This window comes from Nocardia sp. NPDC051833, assembly GCF_040681225.1.
Taxonomy (GTDB): domain Bacteria; phylum Actinomycetota; class Actinomycetes; order Mycobacteriales; family Mycobacteriaceae; genus Nocardia.
Genome location: NZ_JBFAYK010000007.1, coordinates 126,325 through 151,704, shown reverse-complemented (window position 1 = coordinate 151,704; position 25,380 = coordinate 126,325). Strand labels below are relative to the sequence as shown.

The window sequence follows — 25,380 nt, the reverse complement described above, 5'->3', positions numbered from 1 at the left end:
CCCGGAAGCTAAGGCCACCTGCGCCGATGGTACTGCACTCGACAGGGTGTGGGAGAGTAGGACACCGCCGGAACATCATTGCGAAAGGCCCTCCAACTTCGGTTGGAGGGCCTTTTTGCGTTCCCGGACCCTGCTGGGATCGACCAATGTTCTTCCTTCCCAATGGGACTGGCGCTACCCTGTGCCTGTGAGTGGAGAACTCCCGCCCAGTGAGGGCGAACCGAAGGCCCAAGTCCACGGTCGCGCTAGCCTAGGTGCCGAACACCGGAGCGGACAGAACGAGTCATACACCCACAAGGCTCGGTCCAGCACGAATTTCGGTGTGTGGCGGCGTGAAACCGAAGTTAGCCGCAAGGGGACAAAGGAGAAGCGTCATACACTGAAGCTGGCGGTAGCGGGTGGCTTTCTCGTTGCGGGTGTGGTCGGCGCGGCACTCGTATTCATGGCGCTCCAGCCCGATGCCAATGGCGATGCACCGCCGAGCGGCGGCTCCGTGACCTCAATCGCTGTCTTGAGCACCGCGGCCAATGCTCCCGTCACGGTGAATCCGACTACGACGGTGGCGATTTCGTCGCGTACGGCCACGGCTGTTCTGACTCAGCCGTGCCCCGCGGCCATCGTTTGCTGGTGGGGTATGCCCGATTTCAAGGACTTGCTGCACTCGCTCCCGCATGGCGAAGTGCCGTCGGTCAGCCCGCAGAACTGCTTGGAGCTGGGCGTAGCCAGTCTTGGCCCGCAAGGTGCCGGCTCCATCGTCAACGGTGGGACTGTCTCCCAGACGTTCTGGGCGAACGGTGACTGTACCGGACAGTCATTCGTAATGAAACCCGGAGAACAACTCGCAAAGCTGCCCTTGTTCCCGTTCTCTGTCAGCGGGTAGCAACCGCTGGGCAGATCATGATTTTCGCCCTGTGGTATCGATGACCCAGGCCACGATCCAAACCGGCGCCCACAATCCGCATGACAGGATGGTGAGGATCAGGTGCAATCCATGGTTGGGACCTCGGCGGACCTGTATATAGCCACCGCCCATGTTGTTCTGCGTGACGTCGACTATCGGTATTACCGGCGGCTGATAGGCCTGTTGATACATCTGGTGCGGGTGTGGCACGGAAGGCTGCACCCGCACGAAACGAGGACTGGTGATGTGCTGGTTTGGGTACGCCGGTTGCTGGTAGTTGGTGGGTGCCGCGAAATCCACAGGGTCGGGATGTGGCGGGGTGGGCGGATTCGCAGGCTGATGGGCGTCGAATCGAGCGGGGGAGCTTCTCGTGGTCGTAAGGCTGAGTCACCAGTTCTCCTGAGGTCTGTTGTGGAAGTGATTCAAGGCCGTGCGGTCACCGTTTCGATGACCGCTGCCGGGGTGGTAAGGGTGTCCTTACTGACGCTCCCGCTGACGACATCAGCTTTGGAGCCTCTGACTTCGAGGGAGTGGATCCGCTCCCAGTTCGTACCGCCGTCGATGACAATCGACGCACGATATGTAGTGCTGGGGTCGAAGGCGACTCCCTGCGCAGTCACCACTCGCAATTCGTATTTGAAGTTGCACCCGGCGGATCCGAAGCACTTCTTTTCGATCACGGTGAGTTCGGCCGCGAGGTTGTCCGGCGAGGAGACGTCGTAGCGGGCCACAGCGCTGGTCGTCACTGATGGCGGTCGGGTCGCAGCAGCAGTGAGGCCGCTGGTCGGTGTTCTGTCCGAGCCGCCATCGGAAATGGTCGCCCCGATCGCACCGATCATGAGACCCGTCGTACAGAGTCCGCCGATCGCTGCCGCCACGATGGCAGCAGTCTTCGCGGCGTTGTTCTGCGTGGGTGGGCGCGGTGGGGACAGATATAGATAGTGCGGATTTGTCATCGTGATTCTCTCAGTTGTCCAGGGCGCGTACGCATCTGGTGATTTCGACGTTGTCGCTTCCGCGCCGGGTGGCCATGACCTTTCCGGTACAGACCTCGATATCGATTGCCTCGAAGGCCTCGGCGGCCTTGTTGACAGCCATTCGATGGCGCAGGCTCTCTGTCACGCGGGCCTGGCGTGTGCCGTGGTGGTAGGGAACCTGGTCCCGATTCCCTTCGAGGGAAGCGGTTGGATCAGTGGGTTGGTCTGGTGACGCGTCGCCAGATGCGACGGAGAAGCTCACGCAGCCGGACGTGCGCCGAATTCTGCTGCTGCGGAGGAAGGACATCGTTGTGCTGCGCGATCCGAACGGCCGCTTCAGCCGGCGTTGGAATCGGTGCCGTCCGCTGCGGCACGTCGAGTGTTATAGGCGGCCTGGTGTGTGTTCGGGCGGCCTGGCGTGTGTTGCGCTCGGCGTCGTACTGCTCGACTGTTTTGCTGGTCAGGTGCCATCCGTGACATGTGGGGCATTCGTAGGAACGTTTCTCGTGGCGGGCAGGATTGCGCCGGAGGCCGGCCAACGCGACCTCGGCGTCAAGCCGGGTGAAGTAGCGGCGTTTGCCATGCAGGCACCTGGTCGTCGGAATTCGACCACGTCGTGTGAGCAGATCGTCCCCGTGTCGGAAGGGGAGCGTGTGTGAGCTGCGGTGTTGGCGCCGACGACTGCGATGCTGGCGATGGGCGGACATACGCTCTCTTCGGGCGTTCGAAGGCATGGTGAATTAGCGGCCTGCGTCGGTCGCTGATGAGGAAATCTGCTGTGGTGCAACTAGTTTCGCTGCTTGTCGGCGGCGGGATTCGCCGGATGGCCAAACCGTAGCATCAAAGTCATGCGAGAAGCAAGGGATTGACAATGTTTTCAGAAAAATGATTGATGGCCATGTGAAAACATCGTCAACATCGGCGTGTTACTTTGATGTTTGACGACCACCCCTGGGTGGCGGGTTGAAGGAGGTTCATGTCTGAAACATCGCCCACGGTCGCCGCAGCGGAGATTGCCAGGTTGGCCGGTGTCACTCGGGCCACGGTCAGCAATTGGCGCCGCAGACACACCGACTTTCCGGCCCCGGCTTCGGGCGGAACCGAGACTCGCCCCGTCTTCAACCTGAGCGAGGTGCAGGAGTGGCTCCGTGACCACGGGGTTCAGTCGGCGGATTCGCCGGTGCAACGGCTGCGCTCTTTGCTGCGCTCCGACGTCGATCCCGACGCTGTTCCCGCTCTCATAGAGCAGATCGGTGACGACAGCTCGCCGGTACATTCCGCAGTAACTGCCGCGGTCGGCGCAGTCGGTCTCAAACAAACGCTCGACGTTTTGGCCGAACGCGGCCTCGACGCGGTGCCCAGCACCGGTGTCTATCCAACCGACAACCCCGTCGCCGCACTCATGGCCGATCTGCTCGGCGCCTCGGCCAGGCCTGTGCCGCGTAGCGTTCTCGATCCCGCATGCGGTAGTGGAACCCTGTTGAACGAGGCAGCGCGCATCGGTGCGACCTTGCTGGCCGGCCAAGATTCCCTACCGGTGCAGGCATCTCGTGCGGCAACTCTGCTGCGCAGCGAGCTGCCCGGGATCTCCGTCGACATTCGCACCGGCGACAGCCTGCTCGCTGATGCCTTCCCCGACGACAAATTCGACGCGGTGATCACCAATCCGCCCTATGCGCAACGTGATTGGGGTGCAGACCGGCTGGCGCTCGACATGCGCTGGGAATACTCGGTACCCCCTCGGGGTGAGTCCGAGCTCGCGTGGGTGCAGCACGCCGTTGCACATCTGCATTCCGGTGGCACCGCGGTCGTGCTGCTACCGCCGGCGGTTGCTTCGCGTACGTCCGGCCGGCGAATCCGGATGGAACTACTGCGTGCTGGTGCACTCAGAGCAGTTGTCGGGCTGCCGACAGGCGCATCGACGCCGCGCCAGATCGGTCTGCAGATATGGATCCTTCGACGCCCCGACCGAACCGCTCCCGAAGATTCGATCTTGTTTGCCGACGCCGCCCGCCTTCCCCAACGTGGTGGCACCCAACCGGAGTGGCAGATCCTTGCCGGGCGCCTCACCGACTCCTGGCGGTCCTTCGACCGCGGAGATATCGAAGCGGCCACGATCGCCGACCTGACGGCGGTCGTTCGAGTGACGGACATTCTCGACGACGACGTCGACCTCACCCCCGCGCGACGAGTACGCGCCGCTGTCGACACCGGCAACGTCGCGTCCGCGGCGCATGCTGCCTTCGCACTGCTCGGCGAACATCTCGCCGAGCTCCGCGAGACCGCGGCCGCTCTGGAAGTGTGGCCAACCGACACCGGTGACTCGCTGCGGACCGCGACCGTTAGTGACCTCGAGCGCGGCGGCGCTGTCCGAATAGTCGGCTCCCGAACAGAACCGGCAGCCTCCGACGTCCCTGTCCGCGCCGTTCTCTCCGCTCGCGATCTCCTCTCGGGTCGCGAAGCCTCCGGTCTCACGGCCCCCGGTGTCCAGATTTCCGCCGAACCGATCCGCGAGGGCGATGTTCTCGTATCTCGATTCCGCGATGACCACGGTGCCGCTCAGGGCGCCCGCGTTGCTGAAGGAAGCGATGTCGGGGCACTACCCGGGGCAGGGGTCCTCGTGTTCCGCCTCGACGCTGATCGAATCGACCCGTGGTTCTTCGCCGGTTTTGTCGGCAGCCCCGACAATTCCGCGGCCATGGTCGGCGCAACCACTATTCGCCTCGACCCATCCCGTCTCCGCATCCCCAATGTGCCGCTGGCCGATCAGAAACCGTACGCGGAGGCGTTCCGTCGTTTGCACCGGTTGCGTGTGGCGGCCGTGCACACGGCGGATGCGGCTCAACGGACGGCGGATCTGATCGGAACCGGCCTCACTTCCGGTGCGTTGGAACCGGCCGTCAAGGAAGGCTGAGCGCCTATTTCTTCAGGAGTTCGGAGAGCTGGCCACTCCACGTCACCACCAGCTGATCGCGTGCCCGGCTGGCTGCCACATAGAGCAACGAGCGCTCTCGCTGCTCCGCCTCGCTGAGTTCCTCCTCTGGCACACCCCGCAGCTGGTGCTGTGACGGCACGTGGTCACGGTCGATGCCGGCGAGTACCACGCATCGGAATTCCATGCCCTTGGATCGGTGCATGGTCAGCACCTGTACCTGTCCACCTGTCGGCAGGTCATCATCGAGGACCTGAGCGGGGACGGCTCGATCATTGAGAGCGCGCACGAGGAGGTCGCGTTCGCGTGCACCGCGAGTGAGGACCGCGATGTCTGCCGGAGCGATGCCGCCGGCGATCCATTCTCCGAGCTGATCGGCGACTGCTGTCAGTTCATCGAGAAGCGAATCGCAGGGGACCAGTCGCGGTGCGGGGCCGAGGCGGGCAGAAGTGTAGCCCGCCGTCGACTCCTCGCCTTCCTCCAGATCGCGATAGGTCGCGCCCTCGAGAATGCTCACAGCGAAGTGCAGGTTCTGCGCGGTGGTGCGGTAGTTGAGGGTGAGCTTGCTCGATCGTCCGCCGCGGATATTGATGCCGAGTCGGCCGAGGACTACGGGCTGGCCGTAGATCCGCTGGTGCGAATCTTCAGCGATGAACAGATCATTGGGACCCGCTTCGACCAGTGCACGGAGCAACGCCCAGTGGGTGGCGTGCAGGTCCTGTGCTTCGTCCACGATCACATGGTCGGCAATGGTGTGACCAGTGGACTCGGCGCGCCACTGCAAGTCAGCTGCGGCTAGGGCGAGGACCTCGGGGAAGCTGAGGCGACCCGCGTTACGCCCGAGCTTGCGGTACTCCTCGATCAGCTGCCATACAGCCGCCCGCTGCGGGCGGCTCAGGCGCACGCCCCGGCCAGCGCGTGGAACCTTCAGGTACTCGGCTTGGGTGGTGATTCGATTGCCCAGCACCACACTGACATACTCGGCGGCGAGGAACGCAGGATGCTTCAGCCGTGGATCGAGAGTGTTCTGCACGCCGCCAACCACGTCCGACCAGCCGAAGTCGGAATTGACTGTGCGTCCACGTCGGGTCGAGGTTCCGGGCCCGAAGATCACGGCGAATGCCCTGTCGCATTCCTTGCTGCGCCGCAGGTGCGCGGCCGCGAGCTTGTCGATTCCGGCGATGTAGATCCCGCGACTGCCTGGTTCCTCGGCGATGGTCAGGGAGCTGTCGAGTGTCTGCAGGTCATCAAGCAGCGTTTTCGCGAGGGTCTTGTTGTAGGTCGTCAGCACGATCCGTGCGTCCGGATTCTGCTTCGCGAGATAACGGGCACGGTGCAGTGCGACCACGGTCTTGCCGGTTCCGGCTCCGCCCGAGAGTCGGAAGGCGCCGCGCTGTTGCTTCTCCACGAACCTGCGCTGGTTCGGATGCAGGAAGGTTCGCCAGGCTTTGAAGTCACCTTCTTCGATGACACGGCGGAGCTCGTCGTTGTCGTCGATGAGGGTGAACTGCATCTTGGTGGCGGGGTGTTCGAGGGCGGCAAGAATCTGCTCGTTCTCGTCGAGGGTCTCGTCGACCGGGCGCTCGGTGAAGCCGAGCGTGTCCCGGATGTCGTCGATGGAGCGGCCGACAGCGAGTTCGAGGATGGCATTCTGCTGCCAGGCCACCTCGGTTGTCTGCGCTACTGCGAACACACCATCCTGATCCGGCGCGGCGAGAACGTCGACGGCCAGTGTCGCATCGAGACCGAGGCGGTCGGTGAGTTGTTCGAGGACGTACCCGGCGCGGCTGAGGTAGCCGATGGCCGGTTGTGCCGCCATGGCCGCGAGCACGCCGAGCGGATCGGGCACGACCGATCGCTTCTTACGATCAGCTTTGCCGTCGAGTTCGCCGACGATGCCTTCGAGTACGCCGTTGACCGGATTGACCCGCAGGGTGGACTTCTCGGCCAGCTGGTTCGCCACATCGTGTTTCCACGTGCCGAGGTAGATGTAGGTGGCGTCGCCGAACCGGTCGTCGATGCGGAACATGAGCGCGCGGTAGTTCAGATCGACACGCCCGGTGCGTACCCGGGGATCAGCCGAGCCCTTGATGGGTTCGATGTGTAGCCCCGGCGCAGTGTCGTCGGCACGGACCTTCTCGAAGAAGTCGTAGACCTTGTCCTTGACCGATCCGTCGAGCTTCGGCATCGACTTGTTGTTCGTCGCCAACACGACGGTCGCCACGGCACACCTCAGTTCCTTCGATCGGCGATCGGGCGCCGAATTTCTTGCAGGTCAATATGTATGAGCAGATCGAGCGCGCTATTGCGGAACAGCTTCGAGCAGCGCGGAACGCCGTCCACTCCATGTCACGACGAGCTGGTCGCGCGCACGACTTGCCGCGACATACAGCAACGACCGTTCTCTGAGCTCGGCTTCGGCCCGCTCCTCCTCGGGAGCCTCGTTCAGCACCGATTTGGCAGGCACGTGCGCGTCGTCCACACCGGCGAGAACGACCTTCGCGAATTCCATGCCTTTGGAGCGGTGCATCGTCAGTACCTGTACGTGACCCGGTCCGGCCGGGTTGTCGTCGAGTACACGCGCTTCGATGCCCCGTTCGCCGAGTGCCCGCACGAATTGACCGCGATCGTTCTTGCCGCGCGTGAGGATTGCGATGCTCGACGGCTCGACGCCCTCATCGAGCCAGGAACGCACACGTGCGGCTACTCGGTCGAGCTCATCGGCGAGTGAGGCGCATGCGAGGAGCGTGGGTTCCGGACCGGTGCGCGCCGAGCGGTATCCACGCGTGGATTCCTCGCCCTCTTCGAGATCGTGGTACTCGGCGCCGGAGAGAATATCGACGGCGAATCTGAGGTTCTCTGCGGTGGTTCGATAATTCAGGGTCAGGCGCCGTGAGCGACCGACGATCTTGACGCCGAGTCGCCCGAGCACCACCGGTTGTCCGAAGATGCGCTGGTGGGAGTCCTCGGCGATGAAGATATCGTCGGGTCCCTCGGTGACGAGGGCGCGCAGCATCGCCCAGTGGGTGGCATGCAGGTCCTGGGCCTCATCCACGATCACATGGTCGGCGATCAAGGGTTCGCCGTCGTTGCTGCGCCGTCGCAGGTACTCTGCCGCCAAGGCCAGTACCTCCGGAAAGCTGACGGTGCCGTCCATGCGGCTGCGGCGTCGGAACGCTTCGACAAGTTTCCAGACAGCGATCCGTTGTGACCTGTTCAGCCGCACTCCACGCCCGGCCCTGGCGACCTTCGCATAGTCGGCGACCGTGGTGACCTGGTTCGCCAGTACCACCGCGGTGTACTCGTTATCGAGGAAAGCCGGGGTTGCCAGGCGTGAATCCAGGTCGGTATCCACAGACTTGGTGATCTCGCGCCACACCTTGAGGGTGTCGGTGCGCCGTGGCGACAGCTCGGTGGCACTGCCGAGCACCGCCTCGGCGACCGGTGCCAGTTCGCTGGCGCGGACGAGGACATCGTTGGCCAGCTTGTCGACGCCGTCGATGTAGACGCCGATGTCTCCGGGCTTGGCCGCGATCGTGATGCCGGGTTCGAGAGTCTGCAGGTCGGCGTTCAGTTGGCGCGCGAGTGTCCGGTTGAAGGTGGTGAGCACGATGCGGGCGTTCGGATTGCGCCGCCACAGATTGCGGGCCCGATGCAGCGCGACGACTGTCTTGCCGGTGCCGGCACCGCCGGACAGCCGGAATGCGCCGTTGTAGCGCTTCTCGGCGTAGACCCGCTGTTCGGGGTGAAGGAACGTGCGCCAGGCCGCGAAGCTGCCGCCTTCGATGACGCGCCGTAGTTCGTCGGCATCGTCGCCGATGTAGGTGAACTGGATCTGACTGGCGGGGTGTTCGAGTGCCTGCAGGATCTGGTCGTCTTCGGCCAGCGAGGGATCGACCGGATTCTCGGTGAGGTGCAATTTCTCCCGGATGTCGTCGATCCCGACGCCGCAGGCCAGTTCGAGCAGGGCGTCGCCCTGCCACCCCTCGACATCGGCGGCGATGGTGTTGATCACGTGGTCGTCTGCGGCGGCCAGCGCGCGATCGACGAGATTGGCGTCGAGGCCGAGTTCCTGGGTGAGCTGTTCGGCGGTGAACCCCAGGCTCCGCAGGTACCCCGAATCGGCCTGAGCGCGAGCGTGATCGGGATTCGAGATCGCCGCGACAGGCTGGTCTTCGTGGACGATGAGGTCGAGCACGCCGTTGACCGGGTTCACCTGCAGACCGGCCCGGGGTGCCAGCTGTGCGGCGGCTTCGTCCGGCCATGCACCCATGTAGACATAGGAGGCTTCACCGCCGCCCGTGGGCGTTACCGCAAACAGAATTGCCGTGTGCTCCAGCCCGATTCGACTGACCCGGACCCTTTCATCGCGTGCCCCCGGAACTGATTCGATCAAGGGAATCGCTGCGGATTCGTTGTTCTGCAGCCTGTCGAGAAAGTCGACAGCTCGTCGCTTGACCGGACCGTCGAGATCGCTACCCGACTTCCGCTGGCTGGTCATCACGATGTGCGCCATCACATCACCCCGTTCGTCTTCAGCGCGTCGACGAGTTCGGCCGGATCAGCCGGGTAGATCGTCCACCCCTGTTCGGTCATCGTAGGAGCCGCGTTGGGGTCGCCGAGGAGGACCCCGATTCGAGCGTCCGGCCAGCCGATGTCGATGACATCGCCACGATCGGTTTCGACACCGAGCACCGGTATCGGTGCACCGATCGAAGCCAGCCCGAGGACGAGTTCGCGCTCTGCCTCGGAGATGGTGTCGTCGTAGAGCTCCCGCCACTGCGGTGTGAGGTCGACCGCGGTGGCACGGGGACTACTGGTACGTGGACCATTGCCTTGTGCTTCGGCTCGGTTGGTGCCGGCATCGAGCAGTGTGCGCGTGGTGATGGTGTGTCCGTCGAGCCCGAACCAGTTGGACAGACGCAGCCACTCTTTCCATGCGTGACCATCGCGAACTTCGAGCGCTTCGTCGCGGTCGTCGAGCGCCAGGACAGCATCGATGGTCTTCATGTTCGAGGGTACGGCGGCCGTGATTGTCAGCGGACCATCGGTATAGGACCAGCAGTTATACTCGCCCTCACTGATAGGCGTCCCGGTGCCGTTGATCAGGTCCAGTGCCCAGCTGCCGATTGCTTCACTGTCGCCTTTGGTCTTGCCGTTCTGCAAGAACATGAAGGGGAGCCACCGGCCGACCGCGGCCCAGGCATCCCGGTCCGGGTCGACCATGAACTCGATCAGCTGAGTGATCGGATCGGCCTGCAGCAGATTGAACAGTGCCGGTCGCAGATTGCCTTGTTTACGGGTCAATCCCGCGAGTTTCTCGGTGAACCAGCCGGGTCGCTCCGGCTGGGCGCTGATGAACCTGCGAAGGTCGTCTTGACCGAACGCCCACACCAGGACACCACCCGAGCGCAGGATTTCCCGCTTGCGGGCATCGTCACCGACCCTGTTGTTGGGTGGCATGGCATGGTATTTCCGCCCGTCGGCGAACAGTGCGATGATCGGGATATCGGGGTCCCCTGTCCGGAGCTGGAAGTCGGGCTGGCTGTTGCCCATCAGCACCTGCGGTTCGAGCTGCCAGGTCCGAATCTTGGTGCCGGGCAGCTTGATCGTCGCGGTGGGACCATAGGTGCCCGGTCGTTCGGTGATCGTCGCGCCCATGGTCGCCAACCGCTCGGTGAACGCTTTGTAGAACTCCCGCTCGAGCGGGGATTCAGGACTGCCGATCGGGTCGGCCGGACTCTCTTCGGTGATCGTCGCCAACCATCGCTCGGCATCCGGTTCGCCGCCTTGGCAGGCGAGCAGGTCGTCGAGCACCTTGGCGGCAGTGACCCGCGAGACCTTGTCGAGCTCCCGTGGCGGGGCAAACGGCAGCAGGCACTTGTGGCACGCCAACCGATCCGTGCAGTCGCAGTTCCTGACGACCTCGCGAGCCGCCACGAGTACTTCCCACACCTGGCGGGGATTGGCGAAATCGGCAAGGTAGCCGGTGCCGCCGGGCACGGTGTCATGGATTAGCAGTGCCCGCTGGCTGGGGGCGTGCAATGCGTCGGTGATTGCCGTGACATCGAGATGTTCGGGCGAGCCACCGATCACCTGTCGCAATCCGAGCAGAATGGCTGCGCTGAGGCTGGGATGCGCAAACGAGTCGTATTCGAGCCAGCCGGGTAGATGCAGCAGGACCGCCTGCGTGCGTAGCGTGCGAGCAAGCGCAATCTCGCGGACGTGCTTCTCGTCGTCGGCTTTTCGGTACTTACACCAGCTTCTGTGCTCGTGCGGTTCGTTGCGGCCCGCCACCTTGTCGAGCTGTCCGCAGCCCGAGCAGACCCGGAAGAGCCCACCGGTGGTGGAGTTTCCGGCGACCAGGCGTTTGCTGCCCTGTGAGTTTCGCCTGCCCATGTTCAGCCAGCGAATATCCATGCGCCGCAGGTACTCTGCGCCGAAGTCCTGCTCGGCGACGAACCACCGCTTGGTGATGTTGGCGGGGTCGATATCGGCTGCGGTCAATACGGTGAACGATTCCTGGCGGCGCTCGTCTCTGCCGTCGTTGATCGCGGCCTCGTCGCGCCGCACCTCGGCCGACACCTTGGCCATTTCGACCACCTGCAACTGCTGGCTCACATCGGCGATCGCGCCGGTGTGGCAACGCGGGCACTGGACCGGTGGCGGCGTGCGGTCGGCGCCGTGACTGATCCCGGCCCAGCCACACGACGGGCATACCCGCCACGTGTGAATCGCGGATTCGCCGGCCCCCAGGTCGACGGCGTCGATTTCTACGGCCAGACCCTGTGCGTAGAAGGTGGCGCCGGGTGCGAGCTCGGTCAGCGCCACCCGTGATCCGCGCTGATAGCTCGCGGTGTCCTCGGCGTATTCGTTGGTGTCGGGGTCGATCCAAGTGATGCCCACATCGAGTGAAACCGCATCGTCGAGCAGCGTGTAATTGGGCAGCACACCGTAGCGCTCGAGCACACCCACCCAGTGCTCGTTGGTCAGGTCGTTGATGCTCTTGGAGAGCAATCGCAGGGTGCCCCGCGCCGTGCGCAGGTCTCGCCGATCGTCGTCGGTCGCGGCGGGGGAGGCGGCGCGCTGTTCGAAGTCGGGGAGGGCGGCGTCGACAGCTGTGCGGCGATGCCGCAGCTCGTTGACGTCACGGTTCCAGCGATGCACGGCCTCGCGCAGCATCGCACCGAGCCCGCTGGGCTCGCCCAATCCCGGCGGCGTCGCCCAGTCCCGCAGGCTCGCTGTCGTCGTCTCGCTCAGGAGATCACCGAACTGGCCGAGGAATTCGTCGAGCAGGAGATCGGCGTCGTCGTCGGCGACTTCGATGAGCGTGCCCATCCAGGTTCCCTCGTCGAAACTCGCGAGCACATTAGTGGCGCTGCCAGGATCTTCGGCGCCTGCTTTGCGGGCGAGCCGGTCGACGATGTGCGCGACGTACTGGCGCTGCAGGATCTCCTCGGCGGTGAGGAAGGTGGCAGGCGGACGCACGTCGCCCTGGATCACCGAGGTCGGGTCACCCAGTTTCGGGAGATGCTCGCCTCGGCCACGCACGAAGGCCAGCGCGAGTGAGTTGCCGGTGAGACGGCCCGCGCGACCCACGCGCTGCAGATACGACGACACCGTCCGTGGCATGGATCCGAGCATGACCGTGGACAGGTCGCCGATATCGATGCCCATCTCCAGCGTCGGGGTCGCGACGAGCACATTCGGCGCGGTGGGGTCCGAGGCCGTCGTCTTGAACTTCGTCTCGTATTCGAGCCGCGTCTTGGTCGGCAGCAGCGAGGTGTGTTCGCGCGCGACAACACGCTTCATCTCGGAGCTGTCGTAGAGGCCGCGGTAGAAGTTGTCGTGCTTGGCCGCGCGAGCGAGTCGGCCGGGGCAGCGGGTCAGCAGACATGGAGCTCCGTCGAGCTGGTCGATGACGGCAGCACTGCCCGGTGTCGGAGTCTGGCAGACATCGCACACGAGCAGGTACTTCATTCCGGTCAGCCCATCGGGGTCGGGAATGCCGACCATCACCGTGTCGTGCGTCAGCTGATATGCGGTGAGGGATTTTTCGGTACCGACGGTGTTCACGACTCGTTCCTCGGCGAGTACATCGAACAGTGCCCGGGCCAGGAATCCGCCCTCGTGTGGTGAGACATTCAGACATTGCGCGGCCCACCTCGCATACCACGACGAGGATGCGGTGATCGGGTCGAACCCTTCGGGAACAGTGCGCCCGCCGACCGCGGGGAAGGCAGGCGCGGGTCGGCCCTTCGGAAACGCCGGCATCCCCTGGCCTCGGGGGCGTCCGCCCCATACCCACCGCCGATTGGCATCACGCTGGACATAGGTGGTGAGCCATTCGTGCGCGATCGCACCGCGGGTGCGCATCCGTTCCGCGACACCGCGTACCCACTGGGTAACAGCGGCAGGGTCGGGCTCGGCGAAAGCCAGCTGGTGTTCGGTCCGTTCGAGCGCGGTGGTGCCGAGTTGGGCAACGCGCTGCGGTGAACCGAGATCCACCTCCGCGACCACGCTGCCGGTCAGTTCGAGTGTGCGGCCGAGCCTGGACTGCAGACCGAATTCCAGGTCGATGTCGAACTGGACGCGCCGCGCCACAGCCTTGGCGGCCTTGCGACGCAGGGATGTCGGAATGTCCGGCTGCCAGAACGGAGCGAATGCCTCGTGTTCGACGATGTCCGGCGCGAGCAGGTGGTAGCGACGACCGGAATCCTCGCCAGCGCGTTCGAGGACGGCGTCACGAAGTTCTGACAGCGTCAGCATCTGCTCGCCACCGACCCTGTCGCCCAGAGCATTTCGGAGAGTGGAGCGCAGACTGAGCGTGTGTGACCGGGCCTGGACGAAGCCGGCGCGATGTGCAGCGTCCTGCACGCTGTCGGTGAAAACCAGAGCCTTCTTCTCGCCGGTGTCGAGCTGTGCGTCGCCGAAGAGATTCGACAATGCTACCGACAGCTGAGTGGCGATCGCGCTACCCAGGAACCGGATTCCGTCGTCGGCACCACATGCCGGGCACAGATCCTTCCGCGAGTTCTCATCGGCGTCCGGTCCGCTGAGGAAAAGCACCGGCAGCACACGGCCATCGAGCAACTCCGCGTTGTCGGCCTCGGGTCGCTGGTCGACGATCTCCCGGTCGTCCACCCGGAACCACCGCAAACCCTCGACCGCTTCGTCGAGTTCGGCTTCGGTTGGGGCCGAGATCAGTGCGCGGAACCGAAGACCGCCCGAGGCATGATGGCTGCGGATGTCCTCATCGCTGGTGTCGAGCGTGCTACCGGTAGGTGCCAGCCGGACACCCCAGCCGGAGCGGCCGCAGTGGCGGCAGTAGACCGAGGGGTAGTAGTCGGTGCCGGTGTCATCGAGCGCACCATCATCGGGCCAGCGGAACAAGGGCGTCGCCGCGGCCGCCCGGTCGACCCGAGAGAGCTCCCGAAACCACAGGTGCACATCGACATTCAGTGCCGAGCGCCCGACCTCTGCGCGCAGGTGCGACAGCGCGGCGAAAAGATACTCGATGTAGCGTTCTCGCTGGGCGAGGCTGCGTCCGAGATCGCGCTCGCCGGTGAGTGACGGCAGCGCAGTCGCGGCCAGCTCCTTCACCGAAGTCACGTCGAGCGAGCTCCGCAGAATGCGCGCGAAGGTTCCATGTCTCTTGACCAGATCGAGCATCTCGGACTCGTCGAGCTTGTGCAGCCCAGCCGCGATCCGTTCGGGCGAATCATCGATGTCGGAGGTGTGGCGGAACAGGGTGGCCAGCACCGCAGCGGTGAGCCGCTTGTTCGTGAGTGCCTTTGCCGCGGCGCGATCCAGCTCGGCGATGGCCTCGCTGAGCACCGGCTCGACCGGCGAGAATGTTCGGTCGAGCGAGATGCTCCGGCTACCCAACCACTCCTCGACGTCGACCCGGGTTTCACCGATCAGTGTTTCCTTGGTGAACGGCTCACCGAACACCGTTTCGGCGAAGCTCAGCATCTCCGTCGGTTCGCCCTTGGACCCGAGCGTCGCCGACGTCGCCACCGGCGTGATTTTGCCCAGTGGCCGATCCCGGTCCTCCGCGGTGACCGCGGACTGTAGCGTCCAGTGCGATTTCAGCGTCAGCCCGAGCCGGCGCAACAGCATCGCCACATCGGTTCCCTGTGCGCCGTCGTAGGTGTGGAACTCGTCGAGCACCACGTACTGCAACGATGTCGCGGACTGCCGCCACATCGGCGTCCGGTCCGAACGCAGCAGCATGTGGTCGAGCATCTTGTAGTTGGTGAGCAGAATGTCTGGCGGCGAATCGTGCATCAGCCGACGGTCGGTGATGAGTCCCGCCTCCGAGACGAGTGTGCGCCCACCCGAGGACTGCTCCCCGGTGTAGAGCCCGGCAGTGACTCCCGCGAGTTCCGGATGGCTGGTGATCATCTTCGCCAGCCGCTGCTCCTGGTCGTTGGCCAGCGCATTCATCGGATAGATGATCAGTGCCTTCATCCCCGACACACCGGCCTTCTTGGCCCGCAGCACATGGTCGAGGATCGGGATCAGAAACGATTCCGTCTTACCGGAACCAGTGCCCGTCGTGACCAGCGTCGGCTGCGGTCGCCGATGGAATTTGCTCGACAGCCGTTCGAACGCCGCCGCCTGGTGCCCGTAGGGCTCGAAGTACTTCGGCCACCAGTTCAGGTGCATCCCCCAGTTTCCGCGCGCGGGGGCGAAGGGCAGGCGTAGTCGTACGTAGGGGCCTTTGAACATTCCGTCGCGAGGATGCCCGATGAAGTCGGTGAGGGCGCCCTGGGTGTCGGCGTCAGTGAGCGCGAAGGTTGTCGTCAGGTAGTCGGTCAACCCCTCCCGCAGCCGCTCGGCTTGCAGGGTCGGAAGCAAGGCCCCCACGTGTGCTCCTCGGGTGTTCGATCAGCTGTCGTGGCTGCTCATCGCTGTTAGCCACGTCTGTCGGATGCTAGTCGACCGGATGATTCCGGCCGGAAGATTCTGCGACGCGAAGAGTCGCTGCGTCGGCGTTGATGCTAAAGCATTTACGACAGCACGGCAACGATTGACGATGTTTTCAGTGAAGCATACGCTGGGGGTGCTGGACGACGTGCGACGGAAGGGTGACAACTATGCGAATCCGGCCTGCTCGGGCAGTTCTCGTCTTCGCTGGTGTGCTGGCGCTAGCTGGTTGCTCGGCCCCTGGTGACCCTGTCGAGTCGCCGCCGACTTCGGTGCCGGCGCTCCCGTCGATGACTGTCTCTCATCCATCACCTTCGCTCGAAATGTCGGAGCCGTTACCGGCCCCGACCGTGTCGTCGGCTCCGACGGAACCGGCTGCGCAACCGGAATCGACCAGTGCGCCCGAGCCCTATCCGGTCGAGTGCTTGGAAGGTACGCCCGGGCCGGCGGTGTGGAGTGACGGCACCACCCGCTACTCCCAATGGTGCTTCGACACTCGAGGTGGTCAGCAGTACCTCGACGCGGAATCCGGGTCCGGCGCGCCATCGAACGGGCGAGGCTACGAGTGTGGTGTGAACGGCTGTTTCTGGCCGGACGGTTCGCCGGTCATCGGCGCCGATCGCTGCGGCCGCGTCTGCGGTGAACCCCCGACTTCCGGTGACATTCAGGGTGATTGGGCGCGGTGCATCGCGGTGAAGACCGCCGAGCAGTGTCGGGCGGAACTGGATGGCAACTGACCCTGGTCGGGTCGCGGGAGTTCACGTACGGTATCGATCGCAGCGGGGGATCGCGGCGGGTTCGCTCCCAGTCACATCTTTGCGTCAAAGTTCACGCGTTACTGGATCGGGGCAGTACACTGCCAAGAAAGTGAAGTTATGTCTTCATTTGAGCTGGAGGTCATCTATGAAGGTCGCGCGCTGACAGTGTTTGGTGTGGTGTTGCCGGAACGTGGATGCCTCGCTTCGGCCTGGTTGGCGGGCCTGCCGCCGCAACCCCAGGCTCAGTTCCGGGCAAGGCTGGACAGGTTGACGGAAGTGGGCTTCCTGCGGAGCCCTGAGGAGATGCGTCCGTTGCAGTGCAACGGCGAGCCACCGGTTCATGAGATCAAGACAAGGTCGGGGCACCGGCTCTATGTGATCAAGTCACGGCAGGACTGGGTGGCTACCCACGGCGCAGTAAAACCGCCCGATAGAAAGGTCTGCGCGCAGGCCGAACGGGCACGGGGGATCTGGAAGGAGGCGCAAGAACAATGACGACTTGGTTCCGGCGGACACCGGAGGCAGAAGCGCTGTTCGCCGAGGAGCGTCTGCTGTTGTCGGCCACCGAGATGGTGCACGGCGCGCTGGACGCGAAGGGTATGAGTAAGAAACGGTTGGCCGAGCTACTCGATGTGACGCCGACCGAAGTGAGCCAGCGACTCAGCGGCAGACGCAACCTGACGTTGCGAAGCTTGGCGCGCATGATGCATGTACTCGGGTATCGCGTGCGGCTCGACTCTGAAACTATCAGTGGGGCACCTGGACTCGACGCCGTCGGCGCGCGGGTGCGGCGGCATCTCATGGATCGAGGTGATTCCCCTGAGCGTGCGTGGTCGGTGTGCTTTCGCGCCTCGATCAGCGCCGATGGCATCAAAGATCGAGCCGACTTCGCTGCCCATATCGAGGAGTTGTGGTCCAATCTCACAACGTTGGATCACATCTCTTCCGCCCGGCTCGACCACCGTGAGGGCCAGATCATGGTCGAACTGCAGGTGCGAGCAGACGACCTGCTCCAAGCTTGCACTCGCGGTACAGCCGCGGTGCGAACCGCGATTCACAGCGCGGGGGGTGGGACTCCCGGATGGGAGAAAGAGATGGAGCGATTGGTTCGGCAGCTCCGATTGGACGTGTCGTCCGGATCGGATTGCCTGGACGAAGCACATGATCAGGTCTAGCTCGTGACGGATCCGCGCGATACCTCGGCGCATCTCGATCTTTTCCGCTACCTCGCCGCGGACGAACGAATGGACTACATCGCCATCATGTCGCGGTTCACTGCGTCGCTGTTGGCCGATATGTCGGCGTCGACCGTGGTCGAGTTGCTCGATCGCGAGGGGCTATCGCTGGATTCGGACACGGTCGAGGCCAGGTGTAGGCAGCTCGTCCGGTGGGGAAACCTGGTGCCCTCGTTGCGAGATGCGCGAGTGAGTTCGGTGCAGGACTACCTCCGCGCTCGCTCCCGGTATCAGGTTTCGAGCTTGGGCGGCCGTGTGCACCGCGGCGCGGTGGAGATCATGGAGGCCGCGGATGGCGCCCGGGAGGTCGCTCGGGAGTTGTTGGGTGAGATTGCGGACTCGCTCGCGGAAGTCATCGCGATCACGAGACTGCCGCGGTCAGCGGACCGGGCAGACAAACTGGCCGGCGTCGTCACGACGATCTTCAACAACCAGCGGCTCTTCACCGCGAGTGTCACCGACTTCTATGCCTATATCGCCGGCGTGCTCAGCCGGTTCGACCTGCACGGCGACGAGTACGCGCAGTTCAAAGGTCTTCTTCTCGACTACGTCGACCTGATCACCGCTGATGTGAACCGCCACGCGCCCCTGATTGCCGAGCGACTCGGAATCGTGTCCCGTAGCCTCGACGAACTTCTTTCGATCCTCGATTCAGTAGCGAGGCTCGAGCTGGGTGATCTGGCGACTGTCGAAAGGGCTGGCGGCCGAAGTCGATCGGATTGGGCACAACTGCAGCAGTGGTACACCGGCTCAGGGCAGGACTCCGGGCCCGAGCAGTTGCGGGCAGCAGCGGGTCAGGCGCTGGGGCAGCTCCTGGCCAATGCCAATCGGATTGCGCACTGGAATATCGACGCGCCCGAGAACGAGCCGCAGAAGCTGGCGGATGCGAGGGAATTACTCGACCTTCTGAAACTGGTGACGCCAGCTCGTGAGAAACAATAAGGTGAGGGGCGCCTTCAGGTGATTGCCACCAGGCCAATCGATAATGCGTTCGATGGCCCGCTGGTGACGCCCGAGGTGCTGGCTGGGCTCGATTCCATTGGCTGAGACCTCGTCTGTTGCACCCCCACGCTGCCGTGACTAGGCTGACTCCGATGGCCTGAGATCGGGGGATGCGTGGCGGGTGAAAATGATACGCCTGGGACAGTTTTCGCAATGGTGCCGGGCGAGGTGACCGATGCCGGTGTGTATATTCAGCAGGTCGCGGAGTCTCTGATCAACGGACTCGGCACGCTCGACCGCGAGGTATCGACTGCCCTGGGCAATTGGAGCGGTGCGGCAGCAGAGGCATTCGAGGACGGCTGGACTGAAACCAAGAAGGGTGCCGCAGACGTACTGAATGCCCTGACAACGATGGGCGAACTATTGGGCATAGCAAGCAAAGCCGTTGCCGGTCAGGATATCTCGAACTCTGATACTTTGAGTTCGAGCGACCTACCACAATTGAACATGTGATGGCTGACGACTCCCGCGATTTCGCCTTTGACCTCGATGAGTTGGACCAGCTCATCAGCAGCGCCAATGGATTCGTCGGCTTCCTCACCGAAAGCCTCGACGGCATCAACAACCGAATCGCCTCCATCCAGCAAAACTGGCAGGGGGCCGCTGCCGACGCCCAGGAGGAAGCTTACCGAGAATGGGCTACCGGGGCTGCCACGGTAATTGAAGGACTCACCCAGATGTACAATGCCGCCGTTACCGCCCGCGGCGCCTATAGTGCGGCACAGCAAGCTAACTTGAGAATGAGCGGTGGCTGACTTTTATGGCCGCAGTCTCGCCGCAATCCTATGAAAGCGCCGCCACGGCATGCTACGACTTGTCGAAGAAATTCCAAACCGTATACGAAACGCCGCAAACCGTACTCTTAGAGACAAACGCGATGGCTGGCGGCTACGAAGCGGTCAAGTCGTGGTCGAAAGCCTACGACGACCGTGCCGCCGCATTGACAATGGTCGCAACCAACTTCGCGCGAGCCCTGCAACACTACGGGGATATACTCACTGCGTCCAATTACAACTGGAAGTCCGCGGAACACACAGCCAATCGCAATACCAACAAAGGCGCCCCACCATCGATACCCGCCGGCATCCCGTCCGAGCTTCCCTACGGTGTGGGCGCAGTAGTCGGTATCGCGTCGTCAGGAGCCTACACCAACGGACTTCAGACGGACTGGACCGAGCTGCAGGACAAGGTGACCACGCTTGTCACCGGCGGCCAAGTCCCCGACGGGGATACCGACAAATTTGCACGCTCCGCGACCATGTGGAAGACTTTTGCCAATTCAGACCCCCTCGAATACGGCGTGGCACGGCTACTAACCGTCGCCTCAGGGCTGGAACAAGGCTTCGGACCCAAAGTTCCGGACGACATCCCGAACCATGTAGCAAACCTTCGCAAGCTCGCTGAAAAACTCCGCGAAATCCGTACCGCCGCCCATGACATCGCCAACGCAGTCGAAGCCCACAACGTGGCCTTGACCAAAATGCGCGCGGACATCAATACGCAGTTCGCAGCGGTAGTTGTGGTTACCGCCATATCGATCGGGCGTTCGGCGGTAAATGTCAAAGAGCAGCCAGCGAAGGAAAAGGCGCCGAGCAAGCAGCAGGCGCAGTCGCCCAACGACAACAAAGTCGAGATAGATATCGACTTCCTGAACGACGCGGCTTGGGCCATAGCTGGGCCAGCCAACACATTCCTCGCCGCCCTCGGCACCCTCACTTTTACCGCCGCCACGCTGACAAACGGCGACCTTCTGGCAATTGTCGAGCTGCCGATAGTGATCACTGATGCGAACACGGAGAAGGGTGGCGGCGAGAGTTCTGCTACCAAGCCTACCGGAACACTCGGAGGCAAACCGTCCGGCTCGACGACTTATATCAATCCGAACGACAAAGATCCCAACAATATTCGATCACTTACTCGTGAAAACGAATCTGCGATCATTCTCGCGGACAAGGGGTATCAGGTTGAGCAGAATCCATCGGTTCCCGGCGACAAGAACCCAGACTATAAGATCGAAGGCAAAGTCTTCGATTGCTACTCGCCATCGACAGGCAATGTCAGGAATATAGCAGGTGTCATCGATGATAAGGTTTCTTCAGGGCAAACCGAACGGATTGTCCTCAATCTCAGCGACAGTAGTGCGAGTCCGGAAGACGTAGCGAACCAGTTGAAGCAATGGCCGGTCCAGGGTCTGCAGGAGGTTCTGGTCGTCGACAAGTCTGGTAATGTAGTCCCGGTCTTTCCCTAAATATCACACAATGGAGCCCTGAATGGCACTCGACTATATGGTGGCCGTCGCAACGGATCGAAGCGTGTCAGAAATTTCCGCATTAGTGAACTCGATCTGCCTTTCGGGCGAAATTTCTGATCGGGCAACGGCGGTCAGTCTCATCGAGGGTATTTCGGTTCGGCGGGGGCTGTATATTCGCGTAAGTGCCGCCCGATCTCCAGCTTGGGGAGACCCTGTGGAGGAGCAATTCGGATTCAAGCCGACAGTATCGATCTTCTTTAGGTTGAATAAGACCGAAAGCTTAGATGCTCAAGTCACTGATATATTGTTCATCGCGACCAAACTGCTTGCGGCTACGTCGGATGACATGATCGCATACTTCTTGGAATCCGGCGACGTTTGGGCAATTCGACGTGCGGGCGGCGTCGAAATAAATTCAGCCCCCTATATGTGGACACCTGAGCGTGCCGAAATGCTACACGAATCGTACACTCATATGTCGTACACGTTATGAAGCGACCGGGTGAGTGTCAGTGCTGCTTGGGGCTCCTTTCGGGTTCGGTTGCTGAGTTGTCGCCAACATATCAGTGCGGCACCGAGATTCAGGAATTCGTAATGCAGGTCGGTGCGGCGTTCCCACTGGATCGCCAGGCGCCGGTACTGGTGGAGCAGGGCGATGGTCTGTTCCACGATCCAGCGGTCGGCGGTGACTTTGTCGCGGGTTCCGCGGCGCAGAAACCCGAGGACTTGACCCTGGGCAAGTACTGGGTGCTCCTCCACCGGCCGGAGGTGTGGAAGTGGCTGGATTGGCCGTTCGAACAGACGGGCATCGTGGACCGGCTGCGCGCGGTTGGGAGGTATCGAAACGAGATCGCGCACTGGAACATCGACGCGCCCGAGAACGAATCCAAAAAGCTGGCGGACGCGCGGGAGCTGCTCGACCTTCTGAAGCTGGTGACACCGGCGCACGGGCGGAATTGATGCAGCGAACCGGGACAGGTAGGGCCGATTGGGCTCTAGAAATGGTGTTGGAACGCGCCCGGCAGGAGGCAGCCTCACCGGAGGTCGAGGACGCCATCACCGCGGCAATCCGCCATATGCACAGCGGCAACGGCCGCACCCGACGAGGTGGAAGGAAATTGGTCGAGCTCTTGGAGCTGGCTCGGCTTCGGGCATCAGAGGAGTCGGAGTGGGACACCTTGCGGCTTGTCCATGACGCCGTGGACTACTGCGAGGGGCGATCCCTGAAGCCAGAGTTCGAGGAACGATTCCGCTTGTTCGAGGACGGTCGTCGCAGTGAGCTGAACCGCTCGACCTTGGCAGGGTATTTCGATGTCATGGTTCACTATGTCCAAGCGGTTGGCCATGAGGCACTGCGCCGCGACGAGAATCTGACCGGATCCGAGCTTCTCGCGCAGTTGATCGCCCTCGTTGAGGACGGCGGCCTGATCGAAGCGCCGGAGGACCGCCCTGGCCGTTACCGGGTAGTCCGTGGTAGCGCCGAGCGAGCGCTGTGGCTGGAACGAGTTCTCCGCAACCGGATCGACATCGAGGACGCGCGCGCCGCCGCGCGCCGGATCGCCCTATCCCCAGAAGCTCTGACCATGCTCGCCGACGAGGACGCGAGCCTCCACGTGTTCAAGGCTGTCGAACTCAAGCGTAGATCGGAGAGTCTGGCGGGGCTGCGCACGATGATCGAGGATCCCTCGGCAACCGAGCGCGATCTCCAAGCTGCGCTGGAACGACAGTCGTGGATCTTCGGTGGGCGTTACCTCGACACCCGTGTCCAACGCCGTCTGGTACCCGGTGACGAGATGGACATCCCGCTGATTCGAGCGGATGGCAGCTTGCACGTCGTGGAGTTGAAACAGGCGATGGGTGTCCGAGCCATCGTCAAACCACACCGCGGTTCGTGGGTGCCCACCGCGGAGGTCCATGACGCGGTCGCGCAGACCATGAACTACTTGGTCGGTCTCGACGAGAACCGTGAACGTATTCGCGCCGAGTACGGCATCGACACCCGTCGAGCCAGCGCCCTGGTGCTGATCGGACATCCCGGCATCCATCCGGATCTTCCGGAGCAGCGGATCTCCGAAGTCCTGCGGACCTTCAACGCGCAGATGAGTCGACTGGAGGTCCTGACCTACAAGGAGCTCGTCGACAGCGCCGAGCGTGCGCTGGGATACGAGACAGTGTGAGCGATCTGCAACTGGGCGCTGCATGGGTAGCAGCGCGGTCAGGGCAGGCTGTTCTGGTCAGTGCCAGATGAACACCAGCTGGTCTCGGGCGCGAGTGGCCGCCACGTAGGCAAGTGCTTTGGCGCGTTGCTCGGCGTCGGCGGTCTCGTACGGTGACCCGTTCGAGTCGACCGCCGCCGCAGGAGGATTGCTCGGGTCGACACCGGCAACGATGACATGGGTGTACTCGAGCCCCTTCGCACCTGACATCGTGCGGACCGCGATCGGCGGGTGGGGCTCGTCGCTCTCGTCGTCGACCACGAAATCTTCGGATCGCAGCGATGTCCGAATCGTGTCTGCCGTGCCGTTGTCGAAAGTCAGCACCGCGATGGTTGTCGCCGAGGTGCTGGACCCATGCCATCCACGCACCGTTTGGATGATGCGGTTCAGCACTTCTTCCTCGCTCGAGCAGGGCAGCAAGCTGGGTTCGGGGCCGAGCCGGGCAGAGCGATAGCCGGATTCTGATTCGACCCGATCCTCAAGGTCGCGGAACTCGGTGTCCGATAGGAATGCGAGAGCGAAATCGAGGTTCTGGGCGGTGGTGCGGTAATTCAACGTGAGGCGACGTGATCGGCCGCTCAGAACAATATTGTGATCCGACAGGGTAATTCGTTCGCTGAAGATCCGTTGGTGAGGGTCGTCAGCGATGAATATGTCGTCGGCACCTTCGTCGACAAGCGCCCGCACGAATCGCCAATGAACCGCATGCAGATCCTGTCCCTCGTCCACCAGAACGTGGTCCGCGAGCGCCGCGCCGCCGTCGGCCGCATCGTGCATCAAGTACCGGGCCGCCACCGCAGCGACTTCCTGATAGCTGTACCAGCTGAACCGCGCGCAGAACTCCCGATACGAGTCGAAGATCCTCCACAGGGCATGCTTGGTCGCCCGGTCCAATCGGATGCGCCGACCCCGGCGGTCCGTTGTGGCGTAGTCGTGGAATGTGCGGATCCGCCGAGCCAGCACCACCGCGACGTACTCGTTCTCCAGGAACCACGGGGTGGTCAGGTGGGGCGGAAGTTGGTGGTTCACCCTGCCTGCGATCCGTGGCCATACATTTCGATCCGGGCGCTTTCCCCGCCATTGGAACTTGCTGTGGCCGAAGACATCCTGTGACGCAGGCTCGATTTCTGCGCTCTGCCGAAGAACCTGGACGACCAGACTGTCGATGCCACCGACATAGATTCCGGGTTGTCCGAGTTTGGTGACGATCGCAATGTCGGGATCGAGTATCCGGAGGTTCGTCTGGAGAATCGTGGCGAGCTCTTTGGTGAAGGTGGTGAGCACGACGCGGGCGGTAGGGTCGCGACGAATGAGGTTGCGTGCGCGGTGAACGAGGATCACCGACTTACCAGTCCCCGAACCCCCGGAAACCCGGAACGAGCCAGGATAGCTCCGCTCGGCGTAGCGCCGCTGCTCCGGATGCAAGAAGGTCCGCCAAGCGTCGGCGTCGCCACTGTCGATGACCCGACGCAGCTCCGCTGAATCCTCGGCGTAGGTGAACCGCAACCGCGAAGCCGGGTGATCGAGAGCGGCGATGATCCGATCGTCCTCGGCGCCCATGGTGTCGTCCGGCGCGTGCAACTCCAGTTGCTCGCGGATCTGTGTGGGTGCAACGCCGTCGAGGAGCTGGAGCAAAGCCTGGCCCTGCCACCCGAGCGTTGCCGAGACCTGTTCAGCGAACCTCACGAATTCTGCTCGATCGGTGATCCGGCACGCGCGTTCGGTGATGGTGCGGTCGAGTCCCAGGTCCTCGGCGATCTCGGCCTCGGTTCGCCCACCCCGTTCGAGAACAGGGTGGGTGGCATCACTTGTGGTTGGTCGAATCGCGAGAAGCTCTGGCCGGCCGACGGTGCCTTCGAGTACGCCGGAGACCGGATTTACTCGCAGTACCGCCCTGGCGGCAAGACGCACCGCTTCTTGGGTCGGCCACGTACCCATATAGATGTAGGTCGTCTCGCCGACGTCGGGAACGATGCGGAACAGGACAGCGCGGTGATTGCCGTCCACGTACGTGGTTCGCACGCGTGGGTCCTTGGCGCCCGGCACCGATTCTGTCCACGGTTCGTCCTGTGTGCTGCCCTGGAACAACGTCAGCAGGTCGAGGAGACGCCGTCGAACGATCGGGTCGTGGTCGGTTCGCGTGGCTGTCGATGTGAGGACGATCCTCGCCACTATC

17 protein-coding genes and 1 pseudogene are annotated in these 25,380 nt (G+C 63.2%); 11 read left to right on the top strand and 7 right to left on the bottom strand.

Going from position 1 to position 25,380, the window contains the following annotated elements; translation table 11 throughout:
• Positions 1 to 187: 187 nt before the first annotated feature.
• Complete coding sequence (locus tag AB0L91_RS33270; RefSeq protein WP_365016687.1) at positions 188 to 880, top strand: hypothetical protein; 693 nt, start codon at positions 188 to 190, stop codon at positions 878 to 880.
• Between the two features lie 443 nt (positions 881 to 1,323).
• Here the strand turns inward: AB0L91_RS33270 and AB0L91_RS33265 are convergent, their stop codons facing one another.
• Both AB0L91_RS33265 and AB0L91_RS33260 read right to left on the bottom strand, forming a co-directional pair.
• Positions 1,324 to 1,779, bottom strand: coding sequence for a hypothetical protein (locus tag AB0L91_RS33265; RefSeq protein WP_365016685.1), 456 nt, complete (start codon positions 1,777 to 1,779; stop codon positions 1,324 to 1,326).
• A gap of 88 nt (positions 1,780 to 1,867) precedes the next feature.
• Entirely contained in the window at positions 1,868 to 1,999 is a 132-nt protein-coding gene (locus tag AB0L91_RS33260) for a hypothetical protein (protein ID WP_365016683.1), read from the bottom strand.
• A gap of 855 nt (positions 2,000 to 2,854) precedes the next feature.
• Here AB0L91_RS33260 and AB0L91_RS33255 point away from each other — a divergent pair.
• A complete protein-coding gene (locus AB0L91_RS33255; protein ID WP_365016681.1) occupies positions 2,855 to 4,792 on the top strand; it encodes an N-6 DNA methylase in 1,938 nt (645 codons plus the stop codon).
• Between the two features lie 4 nt (positions 4,793 to 4,796).
• Here AB0L91_RS33255 and AB0L91_RS33250 read toward each other — a convergent pair whose 3' ends face one another.
• The 3 genes from AB0L91_RS33250 to AB0L91_RS33240 all read right to left on the bottom strand — a co-directional run bounded on the left by AB0L91_RS33250 (position 4,797) and on the right by AB0L91_RS33240 (position 15,682).
• Positions 4,797 to 7,034, bottom strand: a complete 2,238-nt coding sequence (locus tag AB0L91_RS33250) for a 3'-5' exonuclease (protein ID WP_365016679.1) — start codon at positions 7,032 to 7,034, stop codon at positions 4,797 to 4,799.
• A gap of 78 nt (positions 7,035 to 7,112) precedes the next feature.
• Positions 7,113 to 9,326 (bottom strand): 3'-5' exonuclease, encoded by a 2,214-nt coding sequence (locus tag AB0L91_RS33245; RefSeq protein WP_365016677.1) that lies wholly within the window; start codon positions 9,324 to 9,326, stop codon positions 7,113 to 7,115.
• The gene (locus tag AB0L91_RS33240) at positions 9,326 to 15,682 is read right to left on the bottom strand and encodes a DEAD/DEAH box helicase (protein ID WP_365016675.1); all 6,357 of its coding nucleotides are present in this window, start codon (positions 15,680 to 15,682) and stop codon (positions 9,326 to 9,328) included. The genes AB0L91_RS33245 and AB0L91_RS33240 overlap by 1 nt, the downstream gene beginning before the upstream one ends.
• Before the next feature lie 935 nt (positions 15,683 to 16,617).
• On the opposite strand from AB0L91_RS33240, the gene AB0L91_RS33235 reads away from it, so the two are divergent.
• The 7 genes from AB0L91_RS33235 (at position 16,618) to AB0L91_RS33205 (ending at position 21,481) form a co-directional block, all read left to right on the top strand.
• On the top strand, positions 16,618 to 16,995 hold the full coding sequence (locus AB0L91_RS33235) for a hypothetical protein (protein ID WP_365016674.1): 378 nt from the start codon (positions 16,618 to 16,620) through the stop codon (positions 16,993 to 16,995).
• Positions 16,992 to 17,675, top strand: a complete 684-nt coding sequence (locus AB0L91_RS33230; protein ID WP_365016672.1) for a helix-turn-helix transcriptional regulator — start codon at positions 16,992 to 16,994, stop codon at positions 17,673 to 17,675. The genes AB0L91_RS33235 and AB0L91_RS33230 overlap by 4 nt, the downstream gene beginning before the upstream one ends.
• Before the next feature lie 3 nt (positions 17,676 to 17,678).
• Entirely contained in the window at positions 17,679 to 18,677 is a 999-nt protein-coding gene (locus AB0L91_RS33225; RefSeq protein ID WP_365016670.1) for a DUF2397 domain-containing protein, read from the top strand.
• A gap of 213 nt (positions 18,678 to 18,890) precedes the next feature.
• Positions 18,891 to 19,190, top strand: coding sequence for a WXG100 family type VII secretion target (locus tag AB0L91_RS33220; protein ID WP_365016668.1), 300 nt, complete (start codon positions 18,891 to 18,893; stop codon positions 19,188 to 19,190).
• Positions 19,190 to 19,492, top strand: a complete 303-nt coding sequence (locus AB0L91_RS33215; protein WP_365016667.1) for a WXG100 family type VII secretion target — start codon at positions 19,190 to 19,192, stop codon at positions 19,490 to 19,492. Before AB0L91_RS33220 ends, AB0L91_RS33215 begins: the two co-directional genes overlap by 1 nt.
• 5 nt (positions 19,493 to 19,497) lie before the next feature.
• The gene (locus tag AB0L91_RS33210) at positions 19,498 to 20,985 is read left to right on the top strand and encodes a hypothetical protein (RefSeq protein WP_365016665.1); all 1,488 of its coding nucleotides are present in this window, start codon (positions 19,498 to 19,500) and stop codon (positions 20,983 to 20,985) included.
• 22 nt (positions 20,986 to 21,007) lie between these two features.
• On the top strand, positions 21,008 to 21,481 hold the full coding sequence (locus AB0L91_RS33205) for a SitI3 family protein (RefSeq protein WP_365016663.1): 474 nt from the start codon (positions 21,008 to 21,010) through the stop codon (positions 21,479 to 21,481).
• Here AB0L91_RS33205 and AB0L91_RS33200 read toward each other — a convergent pair.
• A pseudogene (locus AB0L91_RS33200) lies at positions 21,460 to 21,666 on the bottom strand (hypothetical protein); the annotation flags it as partial. The gene AB0L91_RS33205 and the pseudogene AB0L91_RS33200 sit on opposite strands and share 22 nt — an antisense overlap.
• Between AB0L91_RS33200 and AB0L91_RS33195 the strand changes: the two are divergent.
• Complete coding sequence (locus AB0L91_RS33195) at positions 21,583 to 21,948, top strand: hypothetical protein (protein ID WP_365016691.1); 366 nt, start codon at positions 21,583 to 21,585, stop codon at positions 21,946 to 21,948. The pseudogene AB0L91_RS33200 and the gene AB0L91_RS33195 overlap by 84 nt on opposite strands.
• 41 nt (positions 21,949 to 21,989) lie before the next feature.
• Complete coding sequence (locus AB0L91_RS33190; RefSeq protein WP_365016661.1) at positions 21,990 to 23,165, top strand: Shedu anti-phage system protein SduA domain-containing protein; 1,176 nt, start codon at positions 21,990 to 21,992, stop codon at positions 23,163 to 23,165.
• Positions 23,166 to 23,222: 57 nt separating this feature from the next.
• On the opposite strand, the gene AB0L91_RS33185 is transcribed toward AB0L91_RS33190, so the two are convergent.
• Complete coding sequence (locus AB0L91_RS33185) at positions 23,223 to 25,376, bottom strand: 3'-5' exonuclease (protein WP_365016659.1); 2,154 nt, start codon at positions 25,374 to 25,376, stop codon at positions 23,223 to 23,225.
• Positions 25,377 to 25,380: the final 4 nt, after the last annotated feature.

What these genes read in the sequence shown, in the direction of transcription:
- AB0L91_RS33260 (WP_365016683.1), bottom strand. Translation starts at nt 1,999, where the DNA reads ATGGCTGTCAACAAGGCCGCCGAGGCCTTCGAGGCAATCGATATCGAG.
- AB0L91_RS33255 (WP_365016681.1), top strand. Translation starts at nt 2,855, where the DNA reads ATGTCTGAAACATCGCCCACGGTCGCCGCAGCGGAGATTGCCAGGTTG.
- AB0L91_RS33245 (WP_365016677.1), bottom strand. Translation starts at nt 9,326, where the DNA reads ATGGCGCACATCGTGATGACCAGCCAGCGGAAGTCGGGTAGCGATCTC.
- AB0L91_RS33235 (WP_365016674.1), top strand. Translation starts at nt 16,618, where the DNA reads ATGTCTTCATTTGAGCTGGAGGTCATCTATGAAGGTCGCGCGCTGACA.
- AB0L91_RS33230 (WP_365016672.1), top strand. Translation starts at nt 16,992, where the DNA reads ATGACGACTTGGTTCCGGCGGACACCGGAGGCAGAAGCGCTGTTCGCC.
- AB0L91_RS33220 (WP_365016668.1), top strand. Translation starts at nt 18,891, where the DNA reads ATGGTGCCGGGCGAGGTGACCGATGCCGGTGTGTATATTCAGCAGGTC.
- AB0L91_RS33215 (WP_365016667.1), top strand. Translation starts at nt 19,190, where the DNA reads ATGGCTGACGACTCCCGCGATTTCGCCTTTGACCTCGATGAGTTGGAC.
- AB0L91_RS33210 (WP_365016665.1), top strand. Translation starts at nt 19,498, where the DNA reads ATGGCCGCAGTCTCGCCGCAATCCTATGAAAGCGCCGCCACGGCATGC.
- AB0L91_RS33205 (WP_365016663.1), top strand. Translation starts at nt 21,008, where the DNA reads ATGGCACTCGACTATATGGTGGCCGTCGCAACGGATCGAAGCGTGTCA.
- AB0L91_RS33195 (WP_365016691.1), top strand. Translation starts at nt 21,583, where the DNA reads ATGCAGGTCGGTGCGGCGTTCCCACTGGATCGCCAGGCGCCGGTACTG.
- AB0L91_RS33190 (WP_365016661.1), top strand. Translation starts at nt 21,990, where the DNA reads ATGGTGTTGGAACGCGCCCGGCAGGAGGCAGCCTCACCGGAGGTCGAG.